Below are 17,698 nucleotides of genomic sequence, written 5' to 3' on the forward strand. Positions count from 1 at the left end.
GCAATCGTTTTTCTTTTTACACCCTTACCCCCATCACACCATTCTCTTCCTCCAGCTCCACAAAAACAGGCCGTTCATCCGGCGTCTGATTCGGGGTATGAATCGCCAGCATCAGCTGATGGCTGAAGGTGCGGAATACCATGGCATGTCCGCCGTCCTTCTGGTAGAGCGCTTCTTCCTGATGAATCCACGGCCCTGTAATCTCTCCGCTTCCAGAACGGGCGATGCCCAGTGCATAGGTGTTATTAATGAAGCTGGCCCACAGCAGATACAGCGTACCGCCGCTTGACCTGAACAGAAACGGCCCATCGGTTACATAATTGAGCTGATCCGTATAACGCGCAGATACGAACGGAGTCGTCCACGGAGCTTCCGAGGCCCGGAAGAGCACGGCGGGTTCTCCTGCCGCGCTCCGCAGATCCTCCGTTAACCGCATAGCGCACACTTCCCCGTCTCCGGTCTGCTGCCACTCATGACAGAAGACCATCCACGGCTGGCCCTGATGATCTAAGTGCAGTGTTCCGTCCAGTGAACTCCAATCCGCCGGAGTGACCGGTCCTTCACTGTGCGGGAGGAATGGGCCCAGCGGATGTTGCGAGATTAACACGGCCGTACCCAGCAGATCATTGTCCTTGCGCCGGAAGGTAGCGAACATGAGGTAGCTGCCGCCGTATTCATAGACCTCCGGTGCCCAGAAATTCCGCTCGGCATAGAAATCCGTCCCCGGCCGGAATACCGGGAATGGCCCCTCCCAATGCTCCAGATCCTTGCCGGTATACGCATTGAAGCCGGTCCCCTTGCCCCAGATATTACTGTCGGTGCTGCCATATAAATAGTAGAGTCCCTCTCCCTGCCTCTGTCCGGCAAGCGGCAGCACAAACGGATCTCTGATCTGCAGGTTATGGTTATCTATCATGAATGCCTCTCCTTTCTTCCCTCACATTGCAAGCAATATCTATATAAGCTTTACCGGTATTCCGGCAAGACCACTCCGATATCACTGATGCTGACAAATCCGCCGTCCGCATACTCCAACTGTTCATTGCCCTTGACATTAAATGGAAGTCTCTTGCCCTGATACCGGACCTCTCCTTCAATCTGGCGGACGCTCATGCCAATCAGCTTCCGCAGGTGTCCGGCCCGGTCCAGCACCACACGCACTCCAAACGGACAGCGCAGGTATTCCTCTTCATTGCGGTAGATCACAGCTTGTTCATGCGTATTAATCAGCTCAAATACGGTTCCATCTACGATCCGGCGGTAGCCTGTCTCATGGGCCGTCTCCCGGCCGTGATCCATATTATAGGGGAGCAGACAGGTGAACCATAGCTCCCCCCCACCTGCCGGCAGAATGCCGCACAACCGCTCTACATAATCGAGCAGGCACAATATGGCCGGTGAATAGGCTTCGGTATAGCCTTCTTCTCCCGTCCACGGGCTTAAGGTCTGGGCAAACCGCGTCATCCGCGAGCATGCCGCCAGAATAGGCTGCAGCACCCAGGTTAGCTCGACGTAACGCCCATGATGCTCGAAGGCATGCGGCGCACGGATCAGACTGAGGAAGTTAGTCGTCCCTCCCCAGGTGTTATAGCCGGAGGAAGGGTCGAACCTCGGATCATCCATCGCAAGCGAGGTGAACGGATATTTGGCGAAGAACTTGCCGGTATTCAGCAGGTAACGGCGCAGCGCAGCATCAAAGAACTCCCGGTCCCCCACTTCGCAGGCCAGTACCCGCAGCAAGACATCCGATTGCACCCGGACCAGCCTTCCCCCTTGGTCACGGTCATAGAAAAATGCATCCTCCCCGTCATAGCAATGGCTGAAAAGGCTGTGGCTGCTGGCTGCTGCTCTAGCCCGCCACCCGGCATCGCTCTCCCCCAGCTCCTCTGCGATCCTGGACAGATATAGCCGCTGGCAATAGACATTGGCAGTTAGATCAGGGGCCAGGAAGGGCAGCAGCGGCGAATCCGGATGAACCCTGGCCGCATCCTCCAGATGGGGCGTATCCGACACATGCCAGAAACGCGGGGAGAGATCATGTCCGGTATCGAACGTACAAAAGGCTTCGATGCAGCCGGTTCCTCGTGTATTGCGCCGGGAGGCCAGCCAGGCGTCGAACCTGCTCATCGCCTGGTACATCTCGGCAAGGAACGCCTTGCTGTGTCCGGTTCCAATATAATGATTCCAGACACTCCGGGCCAGCGGAGTCACCATTTGAATCTGCCGGTAAGCCGGTCCAGCAGGGGTTACCTTGTAAGGGATCAGCCCATCCTCCCGCTGATATTCCGCGAATAGCCGGAAGGTCGCCTCCGCCACCTCCGGCATGAAGCGTGACAGCCGTTCCGCGCTGATCGTGCCGGTACTCTCCAGCCAGCTCCCGAGATAGACCCCGCCTTCATGCAGGACCAGGCCGCCCCCATCCATTGGCACGATACAATCCATGAGCTTATGCACCGCGGAATAGTAGACATTCTCCATGTCCGCAGACGAGGCAGCGAAGACCACTCCCGATTGCTTCCATTGCTCCAGAGATTCACGGTCCTCTTCCTTTGTAAGCGCTCCGATCCTGTCCTCTACGGTAATCTTCCGCAGCTGCTGTAATATGCTGTCAGCAGTCATGCTGTCCCCTCCTGTATCTTCACTTTGCCCGTCCCGCAGCAGAGAAGCAGCTTGCCCGGGCAGACCGCTTCTCTCCCTTCATGCCTATTTGGCACCGAATAACTGCATCGCCCCATTGTAGAAGTCCTCTACTCCCTGCTTCACATCCTTCTGCCCGAAGCCAATCTCCTGCACAGCGGTTTCGGCCAGCTTGGTGAACTCGGTGAAGCTTGGCGGATTATAGCTTATGGCAAAAGGCTCCTTCTTCGTCGCTTCCGATACCCGGCTCGTGAAGTCGTAGACCGTCTGCTCCAGCGGAGTCGCATCCTTCATCAGCAGATCGCGCATCTTCGAGGTCACCGGCACGCCGCGGTCACTGCCCAGAATCCGGGCGGCATCGGGATCATTGATCCAGTAGTTCATGAGTTCCGCCACTTCCTTCGGATGCGCGGTCTTCGCATACCCGGACAGCCCTTGGCTGGATTCGAAGACGACTCCCGTTCCCTTAGGTCCGCGCGGCACCTGCACCATGGTCAGCGTGTCCTGAATCAGATTCTGATGGGCAGCGAACTGGTTGGACGGAATCAGGCTCATCGCCACTTTTCCCGTCACCACCAGCGATTTACTCGTGTCCCCCGGCGGATTGGATACCTGCATCGATGGGGTCACCATCCCTCCGCTCTCCGCCAGCCCGCTCCAGTAGTTGAACCAGTCCTCAGCATCCTGCTGGCCGAAGCCAAGCGCGTCCTTCTCCATGTCATAGACCTGCTTCCCGCGCTGCTTCATATAGATATCCATGCCCTCGACTGTGAAATTATAGGTACCGTAGAAGCCCTTGCCCAGCTTCTCAGAGATCTCTTTGCTGATGCTCGCGTAATCCTCCCAGCTCCAGCCGTCAGCCGGAAGCTCGATGCCCGCTTTTTTGAACAGCTCGGTATTCAGGACCATGCCTCTGGCATTGGCTCCGGCCGAGATATGCACCAGCTTGCCCTTAAGCGTGCCGTACTCCATCATCGTCTGATCCATATCGGTCAGATCCAGCTCTTTGCCGACATAGGGCTGCAGATCCAGCAGCACGCCTTTATCGGCATAATCGGTAACATTCCCTCCGAGGAAAAACACATCAGGAGCCGTTCCCGAAGCCAGCTGCGTGTTCAGCTTGTCAAAGTACCCGGAGTTCGGGGCGAACTCCCCGACTACCTTAATGTTCGGATGCTTCTCCTCGAATTTGCGCAGCGCCTCGTTCGTCTTGTCCGCCCGCTTCTGGTCGCCCCACCACATGATCCGCAGCTCCACCTGATCCCCGGATGGCTCAGCGGAATCCTTATTCCCCGCCGCCGCAGGCTTGCCGCTATTCCCGCCGGAGCAGCCGGCCGTTCCCGTCAGCAGTAGTGCAGCCAATGTAAGACCCAAGATCTTTTTCATGATTAAGTCCCCCCAAGAGTAATTGTAATCGCTTGCTCATTTCAGGCCGGTTGTAGCAATGCCCTCCAGGAAATGCTTTTGGAAGAGCATAAAGATCGTCATAATCGGCACAAGCGACAGCACGGACATCGCCAGAAGCGCGCCCCAGTCGGATGATCCCGAGGGGTCATAGAGCGAACGTATGCCCAGTTGTACCGTGAACAGATTGATCCGGCTCAGATAGATCATCTGGCTGAAGAAGTCATCCCAGCTCCAGATGAACGTGAAGATCGCCGTAGTGATCAGCGCCGGAACCAGCAGCGGAATAATGATCCGGAAGTAGAGCTGGCCCTGGCCGCAACCGTCAATGGTCGCACTCTCGTCCAGCTCCTTCGGAATGCCGCGGATGAACTGGATCATCAGCAGAATGAAGAACGAATCATGCGCCAGCCATTTGGGAACGATCAGCGGCAGATATGTGTTCACCCACTCCAGCTTGCTGAAGATAATATATTGCGGAATCAGCAGGACATGGTATGGCAGCATAATCGTCACCAGCATGCAGGCGAACAGCACACCTTTGAAGCGGAACTCCAGCCGGGCAAAGGCGTAAGCCGCCAGCGAGCAGGTCAGAATATTGCCGATTACCGACAGCACCGAGATGGTAGCGGAATTAAGGAAGAAGCGGCTGAACGAGATGCCCTGCAGACCCTTCCAGCCATTCAAATAATTCTCCAGTGTAAACCTCGACGGCCACAGACCCGGCTCCGAGAAGATCAGCTCATTCGGCTTAAAGGAACTGGACAGCAGCCACAGCACCGGATACAGCATCAGCAGCCCGAACAGAATAATGACGCCATGCTTGCCGAGCCTGAAGATCATTTTGGATTCAGCCATGAATTATCGCCCGTCCTTTCCGTCGCCGTAGAACACCCAGAACCGGGAGGTTATGAACACGATGGAGGTGAACAGGCCGATAATGATCAGCATGATCCACGCCAGAGCCGCGGCATAGCCCATATCGAAGAAGGAGAAGCCCTTGAGATACAGATACAGCGTATAGAACAGAGTGGAGTTGACCGGACCGCCCCGCCCATCCCCAATCACGTATCCCGGTGTGAAGACCTGGAAGGAATTAATGATCCCCATGACCAGGTTAAAAAAGATCACAGGTGACAGCATCGGCAGTGTAATCCGCGCGAATTGCCGCAGCTTCCCGGCTCCGTCCACCTGCGCCGCTTCGTACAGGTCAGCCGGAATCTGCTTGATTCCAGCCAGGAAGATGACCATCGCCGAGCCGAACTGCCAGATCGACAAGGTGACGATGGTGGAGAGAATGTAGCTGGGATGGGCGATCCAGGCCGGACCCTCGATCCCGAACCAGCCGAGGAAATGATTGACCAGCCCTTCCCCGTCAAAAATCTGACGCCAGACGATCGCGATCGCTACGCTTCCCCCGAGCAGGGAGGGAATGTAATAGACGGTCCGGTAGATGCCCAGCGCCCGGATGCCTTTGTTCAAGGCAACGGCGACCAAGAGGGCAAAGGCCATTTTCAGCGGGACCGAGAATAGCACGTACCGGAAGGTTACCGACAGCGATTGGTAGAAATATTCGTCTGCCGTGAAGATGTGCCTGTAATTCGCCAGCCCCAGCCATTCCGGGGCGTTCAGCAGGTTATACTTGGTCAGGGACAGATAGAGCGAACCCAGCATGGGGCCCAGGGTCAGTCCAAAAAATCCGATCAGCCACGGGAGCAGGAACAGGTAAGCGGTGCCGCTCCTTCTCCACATAGCCGGTCTGTGTGCTGTCTTCATATGCGCCTCCTCCTCTTCATGGATATAGGCTCATTATAGGAAGAAGCGCCACCTGCTTGAATGCTATTTCTTCGGCTGCTGGCTATTGAATTTTTCGGGTGGGTTCTGGCGGAAGTCCGACGGGGCGATGCCGTACATCTTTTTGAATCTTGCGCTGAAGTAGCTGGCATTCGAGAACCCGGTAAGCTCGGCAATATCCCAGAGTCCAAGGGTTGTACTTACCAGCAGGTGCGTGGCTTGGGTCATCCGGGTGCCGGTCAGATAGGCCATGAAGCTCCGGCCGACCTTGGCTTTGAACAGCTCCGAGAAATACGATGAATTGTAATTGAACCGCTGGGCGAGCTGGGTCAGGTTGAGATCATACATGTAATTGCTGTCGATATATTGTGTCGCCGTACGGATGACCGAATCCTCGGCATCTCCGCCAGCCTGCACCGCACGGTCCGCATGGTCTATAAGCTCCATGAGGAATTGTTCAGCCTTGTCTACCGAATCCAGCCTATGGACCATTTCGGGATACAGCCATAGCTGCTGGGCCTGCCCGCCCCGGTTTGCCGCAGCGCCAACCGCAGTATCCACAAGCAAATACAGCTGGAAGATCAGCTTCACCAGGCAGGACCGCGACTGGGCGAAGGCTGCCTGCAATTCACGCCTCACCGTCTGCCGGGTGGCGTCCCGCTCTCCCTGAAGCAGCAGGCGGCGCAAGGTCCGTGCCAGCTCATCGGTCAGAACGGGTTCCGGCTCCGCCCTTCCTGCGGCCAGGGGGATGGCCGCATTCTCCGAGAGATTCCAGGACAGCAGCGATTCCAGATAGCCTTCCTTCCACTGGCTGAAGCCAAGCTTGAGTCCGCTATAGCCGATGACCGGCTCGTAGCCGAGATGTGCGGTGACACATCCGGCCAGCTCCGCACTGAAGTGTGCCAGATCTGTTCCACCATCTTGCAGTATATAATGCACCAGCCCCGGATAATTCGGATCGCGGAATACAGCGCAAGGACTGCCGTATCCGCCTGCGAATTCTCTGCCCAGCAGCTCAAACGGCAGACGCAACATACCGGGCGTGCGCTCCAGCGCCTCCGGTGCATCCCCTGTCCGTTCGCGGAGTCCGGCTGTCACGAAGCGTACATCGGCGAGATCCCACTCGCCCAGCTCAAACAGTGCGGCACGCTCCTTCAGCACAGCCGCCTGCTCCACCTCCTCTTTGACAAGCTGCACCAGGAAATGCTCCTTCATCTCCTTGTAATACTGGGACAGACGCCACTGGGCGAAGGCCTGCCGGTCCTGCTCACTACGCTCCCGGTCCAGCTCCTCCTTCACCTTCAGGAGTACCGCCGTCAGTTCATCCCCGGTCACCGGCTTCAGCAAATAATCACGCGCCTGATTGCGGACCGCCGCTCTGGCATACTGGAAATCCTCATAGCCGGTAATCACAATCAGCTTCAGCTCCGGGTAGAGCCTGTAGCAATCCTCAAGCACAGAGACGCCGTTCATGACAGGCATATTCATATCTGTGATCACAATGTCAACCGGCTCACGGGCCAGCCGTTCCATGGCTTCCAGCCCGTTGCCTGCCTCACCGGTTACGCTCATCCCGAGACCGGCAAAGTCCGCCTTGAGCCGCAGGCCCTGACGGATCTCCGGCTCATCATCCACGATCAATACGCGATACATCTTCATTCCTCCTCTGCAGGGGCAGGCTCAGCTCAATAGAGGTGCCCCGCTTGTCTTGATCCGAATCGATCCGGAAGCTGAACAAATCGCCGTAATAGAGCCAGCATCTCGCCAGCACATTACGCAGTCCAATCTGATGCGTTCTGCTCTGCAGAAGCTGCTCCAGCTGCTGACGCATATCCTGATGATGCTGCTGCCGCAGCAGTTCCGGGTCCATCCCGATGCCATTGTCAGCCACGGACAGAACCAGCCGTTCCCCGTCCTGTCTCACTATTATCCGCACCTTGGCATGCGCCTGGTGAATGAAGCTGTATTTCACCGCATTCTCAATCAGCGGCTGAAGCAGGAACTTGACGATTTCCAGATCGTCAAGTGTCCCCTCCTCTTCCAGCTGCAGATCCAGACCCGGACCGAAGCGGATTTCCAGAATGGACATATAATAGCGGACATACCTTAACTCCTCGCGCAGCGGAATCAGATCCTCGCTGATGCGCAGCGAGAATCTGAGCATTTTGCCCAGCGAATCAATGACCGTAACGGTGTCCTTCGTCCGCTGCTGGATAGCCAGACTACTCATCAGCTCCAGCGTATTGAACAGGAAATGCGGATTCATCTGCATCAGCAGCGCCTTATATTCCGCCTGCTGGCGCAGGAGCTTCTGTTCGAACTCGGTCCGGATCAGATGCCGCAGCTGCCGGACCATGTTACGGAAGGTATCGGTGGCGTAATCGACCTCGCTCCGTATCCTGCGCTCAGGCGGGGTCAGCCGCTCGGCCTGGGCGAAGTCCCCCTTCTGCACATGGCGCATAGCCGACACCAGGCGGGACAGCGGCTTGGTAATCCCGTAGGAGATCCAGTAAGCCAGTACAAAGGCGGCTATCAGCATAATCGAAGCGAACACAATGATGCTTTTCTGAAGCTTGAACAGATTGGCATACAGGTCCCTCTCCGAGACAAAGCCCACCAGAAGCCAGTTGGTGATGGGCAGCTTTTTATAGACCAGAATATGAGAGGCACCCTGCTGATCCTCCAGGTAGCTCACCCCCTGCAAGGTCCGGCCTGACCGGACCCGGTCAACCTCCTTCGCCGCTTCCGGATAGGCGCTGTACTCCTCCTGGGACAGAATGGGGCTGCCTTGCTCATTCAGCAGGAAGATGGTACCGCTTTCACCCAGGTGTATGCGATTCAGCGGCTCCAGCAGAAAGTCCGCCTTGATATTCACCTTCATTACATTCCTCGCCAGCGATGGCTCAAAGATACCTATCGGCAGCAGCAGGCTCACCACCTCGTACGGCTTGGCCCCCTTGATCTCCGCCTGATCGGTATGGGCCGGAACCCAGTGATTGCTGTGTTCAATGAAATTGCGGTACCAGGCCTCCTGCCTGAAGGAGGTATCTGTAATCACCTGATTCTCGGCTCCGACCCGCAGCCCCTCCTCCCGGTAGATGCTGACCGAGGAGACAATCGAATAATTGTTGGTCGTCTGGGTCAGGAATTTGCTCATGGTAATGCTTGCGAGCATCTTCTGTCCTTCGGTAGAAGCGGGATTCGTAAGCTGGGTATCCCATTTCTGGGTAATATCACTGTTATAGACCAGAGAGGACAAGTCATAGCTCTGCTGCAGCGCCATATTGATAAATGACCCGTACTCGTCCATTTTCTCCAGGGCAGAGGATTCGATATAAGAGCGGATAATCATGCGTGACTGATTGAACAGCAGCAGCGACATCGTGCCGAAGGACAGCACCAGCAGCACAACAAAGAACGCGATCAAGCGGTTTTTCAACGAATAAAAGATAATTAGCCCTCCTTCTCCCCGCAGCTCTGTGGAGCTATGATTTGTCTCTAGTTGTAACGCAGATCAGAGAATCCGGCAAGTGGAAACGCTCTTATCGCATGGCAAAAATGTTGCGGCGGACGATTGACCGCTGGACAGATTTATTCTACAATGAATTCATAAACGCGCGTTTACATTAGAGGGGGTACATTATGCGAAGCGAAGATATTGCCAAGCTAGCCGGGGTTTCGCGAAGCACCGTATCCCGTGTGATCAACAACTATTCCAATGTCCCTGAAGAGACCCGGGCCAAGGTGCTGAAGGTAATTGAACAGCATCAGTACGAGCCGAACAGCTTCGCCCGGGCTCTGGCCGGCAAGAAGACCGACACGATCGGGCTGTTTGCCATCAGCATGAACGAGAAGGAGAATGCAACGCGGATTTATCAGAATAATTATTTTGCCCCGTTCGTCGATGCTGTGGTAGATACGTCGAATGCCCGCGGCTGTTATGTTCTGATTCACACCGTCTATTCTCCTGACGACTTCCTGAAGGTCAAGCAGGCCTTCCTGCAGAAGCGGATTGACGGCGGCATCATTGTCGGCACCCAGAAGGATATCGAGATTGTAAGGGAGATGGTGGGTCTCGGCTCCCCGCTTGTGCTGATCGATTATGACATTTCGGAGATTATGTCCGAGCATCTGGACCGTAATCATCTCGCTATTGTGAATTCCAAGGATTATGAAGGTACGGTTGAAGCCATTGAATACTTAATCGGCCTCGGCCATCAGGAGATCGGCATGATCTGCGGGCGGATGAATACTTATTCCGGGCGGGAGCGCTACATGGCTTACGAGGATACGCTGAAGCGCCATGGACTTGCCCTGCAGCAGGACTTCGTCCTTCAGGGTGATTTTCTCAAGGAGACCGCCTATCAGGAGGTGAAGAAGCTGCTGGAGTCCGGCGGACCGATGCCCACTGCATTCTTCTCCTCCAACGATGATATGGCTATTTCGGCGATGGAAGCGTTCTCGGAGCATGGCATTTCCGTGCCGGAGGATATCTCCATCGCGGGGTTCGACGATGTGCAGCTTGCTGCGCGGATTCATCCCAAGCTGACCTCCGTCCGTCTGCCAATTTATGAAATGTCCAAAGCCGCAGTCGAGAAGGTCATTGAGCTATGTGATTCACAGCAGCCGACCTTCAGCACCATCAGTTTCCCGGCGAGTCTGATCACCCGGGATTCCTGTCAGCCGCCGAAGAAGCCGTAAAGTTTTACCGCATATTGCACTTATCCGGTTACAGAAAAATCCCTTGCCCCAAGGGAATTTTTTCTCCGCTTTGTAAACGCGCGTTCACAATCGAAAGGAGACTTGTCTCTCATGAAATTCGGAACTTTTGACGACACCCGTAAAGAGTATGTAATCAACACCCCCAAAACCCCTTATCCTTGGATTAACTACCTCGGCAACGAGCAGTTTTTCGGCCTCATCTCTAATACTGCCGGGGGCTATACCTTCTACCGCGATGCGCGGATGAGAAGACTTACCCGTTACCGGTATAACAATATTCCGCTGGATACCGGCGGCCGCTATTACTACCTGCACGATGGCGGGGACTTCTGGACTCCGGGCTGGATGCCGGTGAAGCGGGATCTCGATTTCTACGAATGCCGCCATGGTCTGGGCTACACTTCCATTACTGGCGAGCGTAACGGCATTTCCGTGAATCAGCTTGCTTTTGTACCGATGGGCCACAATGCGGAAGTCCACCGTCTGGTCGTTAAGAACACAGGCGATGTGAAGAAGACTGTGAAGCTCTTCTCTTTTGCCGAGTTCTGTCTGTGGAATGCCAACGATGATATGACCAACTTCCAGCGTAACCTCAGCACGGGCGAAGTCGAAGTGAAGGATTCCGTCATTTATCACAAAACAGAATACCGCGAGCGCAGAAACCACTACGCCTTCTATTCTGTAAATAAGGAAATTGCCGGCTTCGATACGGACCGCGAATCGTTCGTGGGCATGTACAATGGCCTGGATGCTCCGCAGGCGGTTGCTGCCGGTGAAGCTACTAACTCTGTCGCCAGCGGCTGGTCGCCAATCGGCTCCCACGCTCTGGACATCACGCTGGAGCCGGGTGAAGAACAAAGCTTCATCTTCGTGCTCGGCTATATCGAGAATCCTGAGGATGAGAAATGGGAAGCCCTGAACGTTATTAACAAGAAGCCGGCCCAAGCTGTCATCGATCAGTTCGCTACAGATGCCCAAGTGGATGCTGCTCTGGAGGTTCTGGCTGCACACTGGGATAATCTGCTGTCCAAATACCAGATCAAGAGCGGTGACGACAAGCTGAACCGGATGGTGAACATCTGGAATCCGTACCAGTGTATGGTAACCTTCAACATGTCCCGTTCCGCTTCGTACTTCGAATCCGGAATCGGCCGCGGTATGGGCTTCCGCGACTCCAACCAGGATTTGCTCGGTTTCGTCCACCAGATTCCTGAGCGTGCCAGAGAACGTATTCTCGATATCGCCGCTACCCAGTTCCCTGACGGCAGCGCGTATCACCAGTACCAGCCGCTGACCAAGAAAGGCAACAATGAAGTCGGCTCCGGCTTCAACGACGATCCGCTCTGGCTGATCTCAGGTACAGCAGCCTATATTAAGGAGACCGGCGACTATTCGATCCTTGATGAGCAGGTTCCTTTTGACAGCAATCCGGATCATACTGCAACCCTGTTCGAGCATCTGAAGCTGAGCTTCGAGCATGTCACGAACAACCTCGGGCCTCACGGCCTGCCGCTGATCGGACGTGCGGACTGGAATGACTGTCTGAACCTGAACTGCTTCTCTACCGAACCGGGCGAATCGTTCCAGACCACAGAGAATATTGCAGGCGGCGTAGCGGAATCTGTGTTCATCGCAGGTCTGTTCGTCTTCGTAGGACCGGACTATGCCGAGATCTGCCGGATGCGCGGACTGGATGATGTAGCCGCTGACGCTGTTGCCAAGATTGAGAACATGAGTGCCATTACGTTGTCCCACGGCTTCGACGGCGACTGGTTCCTGCGCGCTTATGACCACTATGGCGACAAGATCGGCAGCAAGGAGAACGAAGAAGGACAGATCTTCATCGAGCCGCAAGGCATGTGCGTAATGGCCGGTATCGGTGTAGAGAACGGTGAAGCGGCCCGCGCCCTGACTTCCGTGCAGGAACGTCTGGATACGGACTATGGTATCGTTTTGCAGCAGCCTCCATATTCCAAATACTATGTGAACTTAGGTGAAATCTCCACGTACCCTCCGGGCTACAAAGAGAATGCCGGGATCTTCTGCCATAACAACCCGTGGATCATGATTGCAGAGACGGTGCTTGGACATGGCGACAGAGCTTTTGACATCTACCGCAAAATCGCTCCGGCCTACCTGGAGGACATCAGCGAAGTGCACCGTATGGAGCCTTACGTGTACTCCCAGATGATCGCCGGTAAAGATGCCGTACGTCACGGGGAAGCGAAAAACTCCTGGCTCACAGGTACAGCCGCATGGAACTATGTAGCGATTACACAGTCTATCCTGGGGATTCAGGCAGACTTCGCCGGGCTCAAGGTTGACCCTTGTATCCCTGCAGAATGGGACGGCTTCGAGATTACCCGCGTCTTCCGCGGCGACACCTATGTGATCTCGATCCAGAATCCGAACCATGTCTCCAAAGGCGTAGCCAGCCTGACGCTCGACGGCACTGCCGTGGAAGGCAACATTATCGCTCCTGCAGGCGACGGTGCAGTACACCAGGTTGTAGTCACTCTCGGTTAATTATCTATCACTCCTATAAAAGCATAACAACCCGGTTGTCCGCCAAAGCGGTACAGCCGGGTTGTTTGTTTATGGCCAGGCGGAACCCGGGGCAAGGATACGGAACTGATGCAGCTCCCGGCAGTAGGATAACCCGCGAATCCGCACGGATTGCGGCGTGTAGGCTCTGATCGGTCCCGTCTCCAGCTGCTCCTCTGATCCGCTCTTCAGCAATACTGCCACCGGCACCTCCGACAATGCAGCAGCCAGCAGCTCCATATCAGTCTCCAGTATTTTATAGAAATCACCCATTTCAGACTTCACCTGCTTTATCGTCAATTGATTCGGGCAGAGCAGAGATTTTAGCTATTTTTTTCCAAATAGGCGCATAAGGTTTAAGACATGCCTTAATTCCGGAGATGTTAACTATGCGATCCTTCCCAAGCTATGTGATTATTCTGCTGGCCAGCCTGCTGATTGCAACAGGAACGAACTTCTTTCTGGTCCCCTATAAAATCCTCGATGGAGGAATTATCGGCATTGCCCTCATTATTAATTATATCTCCGGCGCCAAAATCGGACTGTGCATTATGCTATGCAGTCTGCCTATCTTCCTGCTGGCCTGGTTCCGTGAGCGGGAAATCTTTTACAACAGCATTCTGGGTCTGCTGGCTTCCTCCCTGCTGATCGAGCTGCTCTTTCCGCTCCAGTATTATTTCCTGTACTATATTGAGCTGGGCTCCATTTCAAGCGCCATTATCGGCGGCTTCCTGATGGGCACCGGACTAGGGCTGATGCTGCGCTTCAAAGCCAGTACAGGCGGAACCGACCTCCTCGCCAGATTCATCCAGCGCTACCTTCCGCTGAATGTCGGCCTGATTATCTTCCTGACGGATTTCCTGATCATCGGTGCTGGCGGTATTCTGATCTCCAAGGAGACCTTTTTACATTCGATTCTGACGATTATTGCAGGAGGGGTGGCTACAGGATTATGCACACTGGAGGAATAGACAGTAACCATTAGGCCGCCGGAAGCATGATTTCCGCGCTATTTTTGATAAAATCCCGGGATTTGCCGGAAGCTATGGAATAAAGGTTGAAATTTTCAGACTTTCAGGCGACAATCGAATAGATAACATTCCCGGGGAGGATTAACGAAGTTGGATAGTACAAGCACGAATAGCAACCCTTCCACACATGACATTGTCGATCTGTGCCTGCTGGCAGGCAAGATCATGCTGCAGAGCGGTGCAGAGACCTACCGTGTGGAGGATACCATGAGCCGGATGGCGGCGGCACTCGGCTTCCCCGGTGCGCATAGCTACGTCACGCCCACGGTCATTATGTTCACCACCAGCCGGACCGAGCCGGTGAAGCTGTTCCGGATCGCCGAACGGACAACAGACCTGCAAAAGGTATCCGAGGTGAATGACATCTCCCGGCGGCTGACCGAACGTCAGCTGACAGCTGCTGAAGCCCGCGAACGCCTTGGCGTGGTCGATGACGCAGCCCATGCTTACCCGGTATGGGTACAGATCGCAGCCGCAGCCTTGACCGGAGCCTGCTTTACGGTTATGTTCAAGGGCAGCCTGCAGGATGCTCTGCCTTCGCTGCTGATCTCCGGTACAGGCTTCGCAGCAGCCACTTATCTTCACCGTCTGGTGCAGATCCGCTTCTTCGCGGAATTCATTGCTTCCTTCATTATTGGATTGCTGGCCTTCTTCTCCGTCAAGCTCGGCGTGGGACGGGAGATGGACAAGATTATTATCGGCTGTGTAATGCCCCTCGTGCCGGGGCTGCTCATCACCAATGCGGTCCGTGACCTGATGGCCGGGCATCTGGTATCCGGCATCTCCAAAGGGGCCGACGCCTTTCTGACTGCGTTCGCCATCGGGACCGGCATCGGGCTGGTCCTGTCCATTTTTTAACACCCACTTGAAAGAGGTCTTCCTGCCATGATTTTGCAATTGATCACCAGTTTCATCGCTGCCTCAACCTTCTGCATTCTATTCAATGCGCCGGTGCGCGCGCTGCTGCAATGCGGCTTTGCCGGAATGATCGGCTGGATGCTGTACCTGCTGCTGGATTACAGTTCCGATACTGTCGTCGCAACCTTTGGTGCTACCGTTGTGGTTGGACTGATCAGCCAGTTTTTTGCGCGTTCCTTCAAGATGCCGGTCATCATCTTCAGTGTCGGCGGCATTATCCCGCTTGTGCCGGGCGGTCTTGCGTATGATGCCATGCGCAGGTTCGTGGAGAATGATAATAACCTCGGCATCCAGTATGGGGTTCAGGCGCTCCTGCTGTCCGGGGCCATTGCTACCGGGCTGGTGCTGAGCGAGGTGCTGGGCCAAGTCTTTATGCGCCTCAGGAAATTGCCCAAACAACCGTAACGCTCCATTTCACAGATAGCAGCCTGAGCCTTCAGGCAGCATAGACAAGCCCGCTTGCAGCAAGGCCTCCGGGTCCTTGTGCAAGCGGGCTTTGTACAAATATAAGAATTTATATGTTGCATACGTCCTTAAAAGGACGGCAATGCCGTTTCCACTTGATCTGAGCTTAATCCTCCCAGATTGAGGTTTCAAGCTGATCGACGAACCGCCGCAGCCTGCCGGCAATCTTAAGATTAATCGCCCCGTTCTGGTACATCTCCTGCACGGTATTCCGCTGCTCCTGAATTGCCTGCAGCTTCAGCTCCAGCTTGTCATCATCCAGCACGCCGTCATTAATCCAGCCTTCGCCCTGTACCAGCTTGGATTCCAGCCGTTCGTACTTGTCGATGACCTTCTGTGAGGCGAGCCGATTCTCATCACTTATTCCCGCACTAACGGCGGATACAGCCGCCTGGCACATCGCAATCTTCGCCGTCCGCGCACTCTCGGCATTCTGCATAGCGAGCTGTCCTTCTTCCCCGCCGAGCTTACCTGAGAACAGTCCAGAGAACAGACGCTGAATTTCTGTTAAAGAGAACCTAATCTGCGTATTCAGCCGTTTGCACAGCAGAGACTCCGTATGGTCCAGCAGCTCCTCCATTTTCACAGCAACAGGCTCCGGCAGTGACCCGTTCTCCATAATCCGCCGCAGCTCTGTGCGTTCAGCTTCGAGCGCACTCTTGCGTGCCTCGACTCCCAGACGGAGGAACTGCTCATGGGCCGGATCATGATCCGGTTTGGCAGCACACAGCCGGTCAACCTTATCTGTGAATTCCAGCAGCACAGGCTGTGTTGAACGTTCCGGGCTCTCTGAGACCAGGCTGCGCAGCATCGACATCCCGGCGTCAATGACCACATTTCTGGCCGTCAGCTCCGTATTCCCGTGCACAGCTCCGGCGCTCTGAACTATGGTCTCTTCACTGTCCGCAAGCAGCGGAAGGAAGATGCTGGCGATGACCAGCGACATCAGAATGACACCTGCCGCCAGCGCAATAATGAGATCCCGCTCCGGAAATGGCGTCACTCCATCCCCAAGCACCAACGGAATCGAAAAAGCACCAGCAAGGGTAACCGCTCCACGCACGCCTGAGATTGATGTAATAATCTGTGACTTAAGCGGAGCCTTCTCTGCCTTCAGCCGCTTGCTCTCCCATAAGGAGTACCCATAGACCCACAGAAACCGCAGCACAATCAGCAGCGCTGTGATCGCCAGAACATAGCCGGCGACCATGAAGTTATTGAGCGTCTGATCCCGGTAAATAACCTCGACCACATCCGGAACGGACACGCCGAGAATCAGGAAGACCAGCCCGTTCAGCACCAGCAGCAGTACTGACCAGGTACTGGCAGATACCAGTTGAAGCTTATATTGCGGAGAGACTGCCCGGTCCTTCTCAATGGCATACATGACTCCCCCTGCCACAACGGCCAGGATGCCTGAGACCCCGATCTCCTCACTGATCAGATAAATAATAAACGGGGTAAGGATCTGCAGCAGAACATGGATCGTCACATCCTCCATGCCGAACCTGCGGATGAACACGCTGAGCCGGATCAGCAGGAACGACAGCACTGCCCCAAGCAGCAGTCCCCCTGCGGCAATCAGCACAAAGCTGAGCGAGGCCTTAGGCAGAGAGAACACACCGGTAACCATGGCTGCAATCGCGAATTTAAAGGCGACCAGGCCGGAAGCATCGTTCATCAGCGATTCTCCTTCGAGAATCCGGTGGATGCTTTTGGGAAGATGAACCCTTCCAGCCAGCGCACTCACCGCGACCGCATCGGTAGGAGACAGAATAGCCGCCAGAGCGAAGGATGCCGCCAGCGGAATCGAGGGAATCATCCAGTTAATTGCATAGCCCGCTACAAATACCGTGACAAACACAAGTCCAAGCGCCAGCAGCAAAATGGGGGCCCTAAGGTTCCACAGCTCACCGCGCGGTGTCCGCCGCCCGTCATTGAAGAGCAGCGGAGCGATGAATAATACAAAAAACAGCTCAGGCTCGAAGTGCATATGTATTCCCGTCGGAATGAGTGCAGCAATGATTCCAAGTCCGATCTGAATCAGGGGAACGGGGACAAACGGAATGAAGCGGTTCAAGATATTCGATACGGCGATTAATCCAAGCATTAACAGCACAGCCAGAAAAGTCTCCAAGCCCATCATCTCCCCGTCTGATAATCAATTATAATATTGCAGTGAC

At 55.1% G+C, this 17,698-nt stretch carries 14 protein-coding genes; 5 read left to right on the forward strand and 9 right to left on the reverse strand.

What is annotated here, in order from left to right:
- Window positions 1–16 precede the first annotated feature (16 nt).
- The 7 genes from NST04_RS23265 to NST04_RS23295 form a co-directional block, all read right to left on the reverse strand.
- Window positions 17–916, reverse strand: a complete 900-nt coding sequence (locus tag NST04_RS23265) for a glycoside hydrolase family 43 protein (RefSeq protein ID WP_341186331.1) — start codon at window positions 914–916, stop codon at window positions 17–19.
- Between the two features lie 50 nt (window positions 917–966).
- Window positions 967–2,619, reverse strand: a complete 1,653-nt coding sequence (locus NST04_RS23270) for an MGH1-like glycoside hydrolase domain-containing protein (RefSeq protein WP_341186332.1) — start codon at window positions 2,617–2,619, stop codon at window positions 967–969.
- Window positions 2,620–2,703: 84 nt separating this feature from the next.
- A complete protein-coding gene (locus tag NST04_RS23275; protein ID WP_445667939.1) occupies window positions 2,704–4,023 on the reverse strand; it encodes an ABC transporter substrate-binding protein in 1,320 nt (439 codons plus the stop codon).
- Window positions 4,024–4,059: 36 nt separating this feature from the next.
- On the reverse strand, window positions 4,060–4,899 hold the full coding sequence (locus NST04_RS23280) for a carbohydrate ABC transporter permease (protein WP_341186333.1): 840 nt from the start codon (window positions 4,897–4,899) through the stop codon (window positions 4,060–4,062).
- A 3-nt stretch (window positions 4,900–4,902) separates the two neighbouring features.
- On the reverse strand, window positions 4,903–5,817 hold the full coding sequence (locus NST04_RS23285) for a carbohydrate ABC transporter permease (protein ID WP_341186334.1): 915 nt from the start codon (window positions 5,815–5,817) through the stop codon (window positions 4,903–4,905).
- A 63-nt stretch (window positions 5,818–5,880) separates the two neighbouring features.
- Window positions 5,881–7,488: a response regulator transcription factor gene (locus NST04_RS23290; RefSeq protein ID WP_341186335.1), complete on the reverse strand. Its 1,608-nt coding sequence runs from the start codon at window positions 7,486–7,488 to the stop codon at window positions 5,881–5,883.
- Window positions 7,463–9,286 (reverse strand): cache domain-containing sensor histidine kinase, encoded by a 1,824-nt coding sequence (locus NST04_RS23295; RefSeq protein WP_445667950.1) that lies wholly within the window; start codon window positions 9,284–9,286, stop codon window positions 7,463–7,465. Before NST04_RS23295 ends, NST04_RS23290 begins: the two co-directional genes overlap by 26 nt.
- A gap of 191 nt (window positions 9,287–9,477) precedes the next feature.
- Here NST04_RS23295 and NST04_RS23300 point away from each other — a divergent pair, with 191 nt between their 5' ends.
- Both NST04_RS23300 and NST04_RS23305 read left to right on the forward strand, forming a co-directional pair.
- The gene (locus NST04_RS23300) at window positions 9,478–10,536 is read left to right on the forward strand and encodes a LacI family DNA-binding transcriptional regulator (RefSeq protein WP_341186337.1); all 1,059 of its coding nucleotides are present in this window, start codon (window positions 9,478–9,480) and stop codon (window positions 10,534–10,536) included.
- Between the two features lie 111 nt (window positions 10,537–10,647).
- Entirely contained in the window at window positions 10,648–13,083 is a 2,436-nt protein-coding gene (locus NST04_RS23305; protein WP_341186338.1) for a GH36-type glycosyl hydrolase domain-containing protein, read from the forward strand.
- A gap of 69 nt (window positions 13,084–13,152) precedes the next feature.
- Here the strand turns inward: NST04_RS23305 and NST04_RS23310 are convergent, their stop codons facing one another.
- A complete protein-coding gene (locus NST04_RS23310; protein ID WP_341186339.1) occupies window positions 13,153–13,386 on the reverse strand; it encodes a hypothetical protein in 234 nt (77 codons plus the stop codon).
- Window positions 13,387–13,490: 104 nt separating this feature from the next.
- Here NST04_RS23310 and NST04_RS23315 point away from each other — a divergent pair, with 104 nt between their 5' ends.
- The 3 genes from NST04_RS23315 (at window position 13,491) to NST04_RS23325 (ending at window position 15,455) form a co-directional block, all read left to right on the forward strand.
- Entirely contained in the window at window positions 13,491–14,072 is a 582-nt protein-coding gene (locus NST04_RS23315) for a YitT family protein (RefSeq protein WP_341186340.1), read from the forward strand.
- 150 nt (window positions 14,073–14,222) lie between these two features.
- Window positions 14,223–14,990, forward strand: coding sequence for a threonine/serine exporter family protein (locus NST04_RS23320; RefSeq protein ID WP_341186341.1), 768 nt, complete (start codon window positions 14,223–14,225; stop codon window positions 14,988–14,990).
- 27 nt (window positions 14,991–15,017) lie between these two features.
- Window positions 15,018–15,455 (forward strand): threonine/serine exporter family protein, encoded by a 438-nt coding sequence (locus tag NST04_RS23325; RefSeq protein ID WP_341186342.1) that lies wholly within the window; start codon window positions 15,018–15,020, stop codon window positions 15,453–15,455.
- A gap of 166 nt (window positions 15,456–15,621) precedes the next feature.
- On the opposite strand, the gene NST04_RS23330 is transcribed toward NST04_RS23325, so the two are convergent.
- The gene (locus NST04_RS23330) at window positions 15,622–17,652 is read right to left on the reverse strand and encodes a Na+/H+ antiporter (protein ID WP_341186343.1); all 2,031 of its coding nucleotides are present in this window, start codon (window positions 17,650–17,652) and stop codon (window positions 15,622–15,624) included.
- Window positions 17,653–17,698 lie beyond the last annotated feature (46 nt).

This window comes from Paenibacillus sp. FSL H7-0756 (genome assembly GCF_038006765.1).
Lineage (GTDB): Bacteria > Bacillota > Bacilli > Paenibacillales > Paenibacillaceae > Paenibacillus_AQ.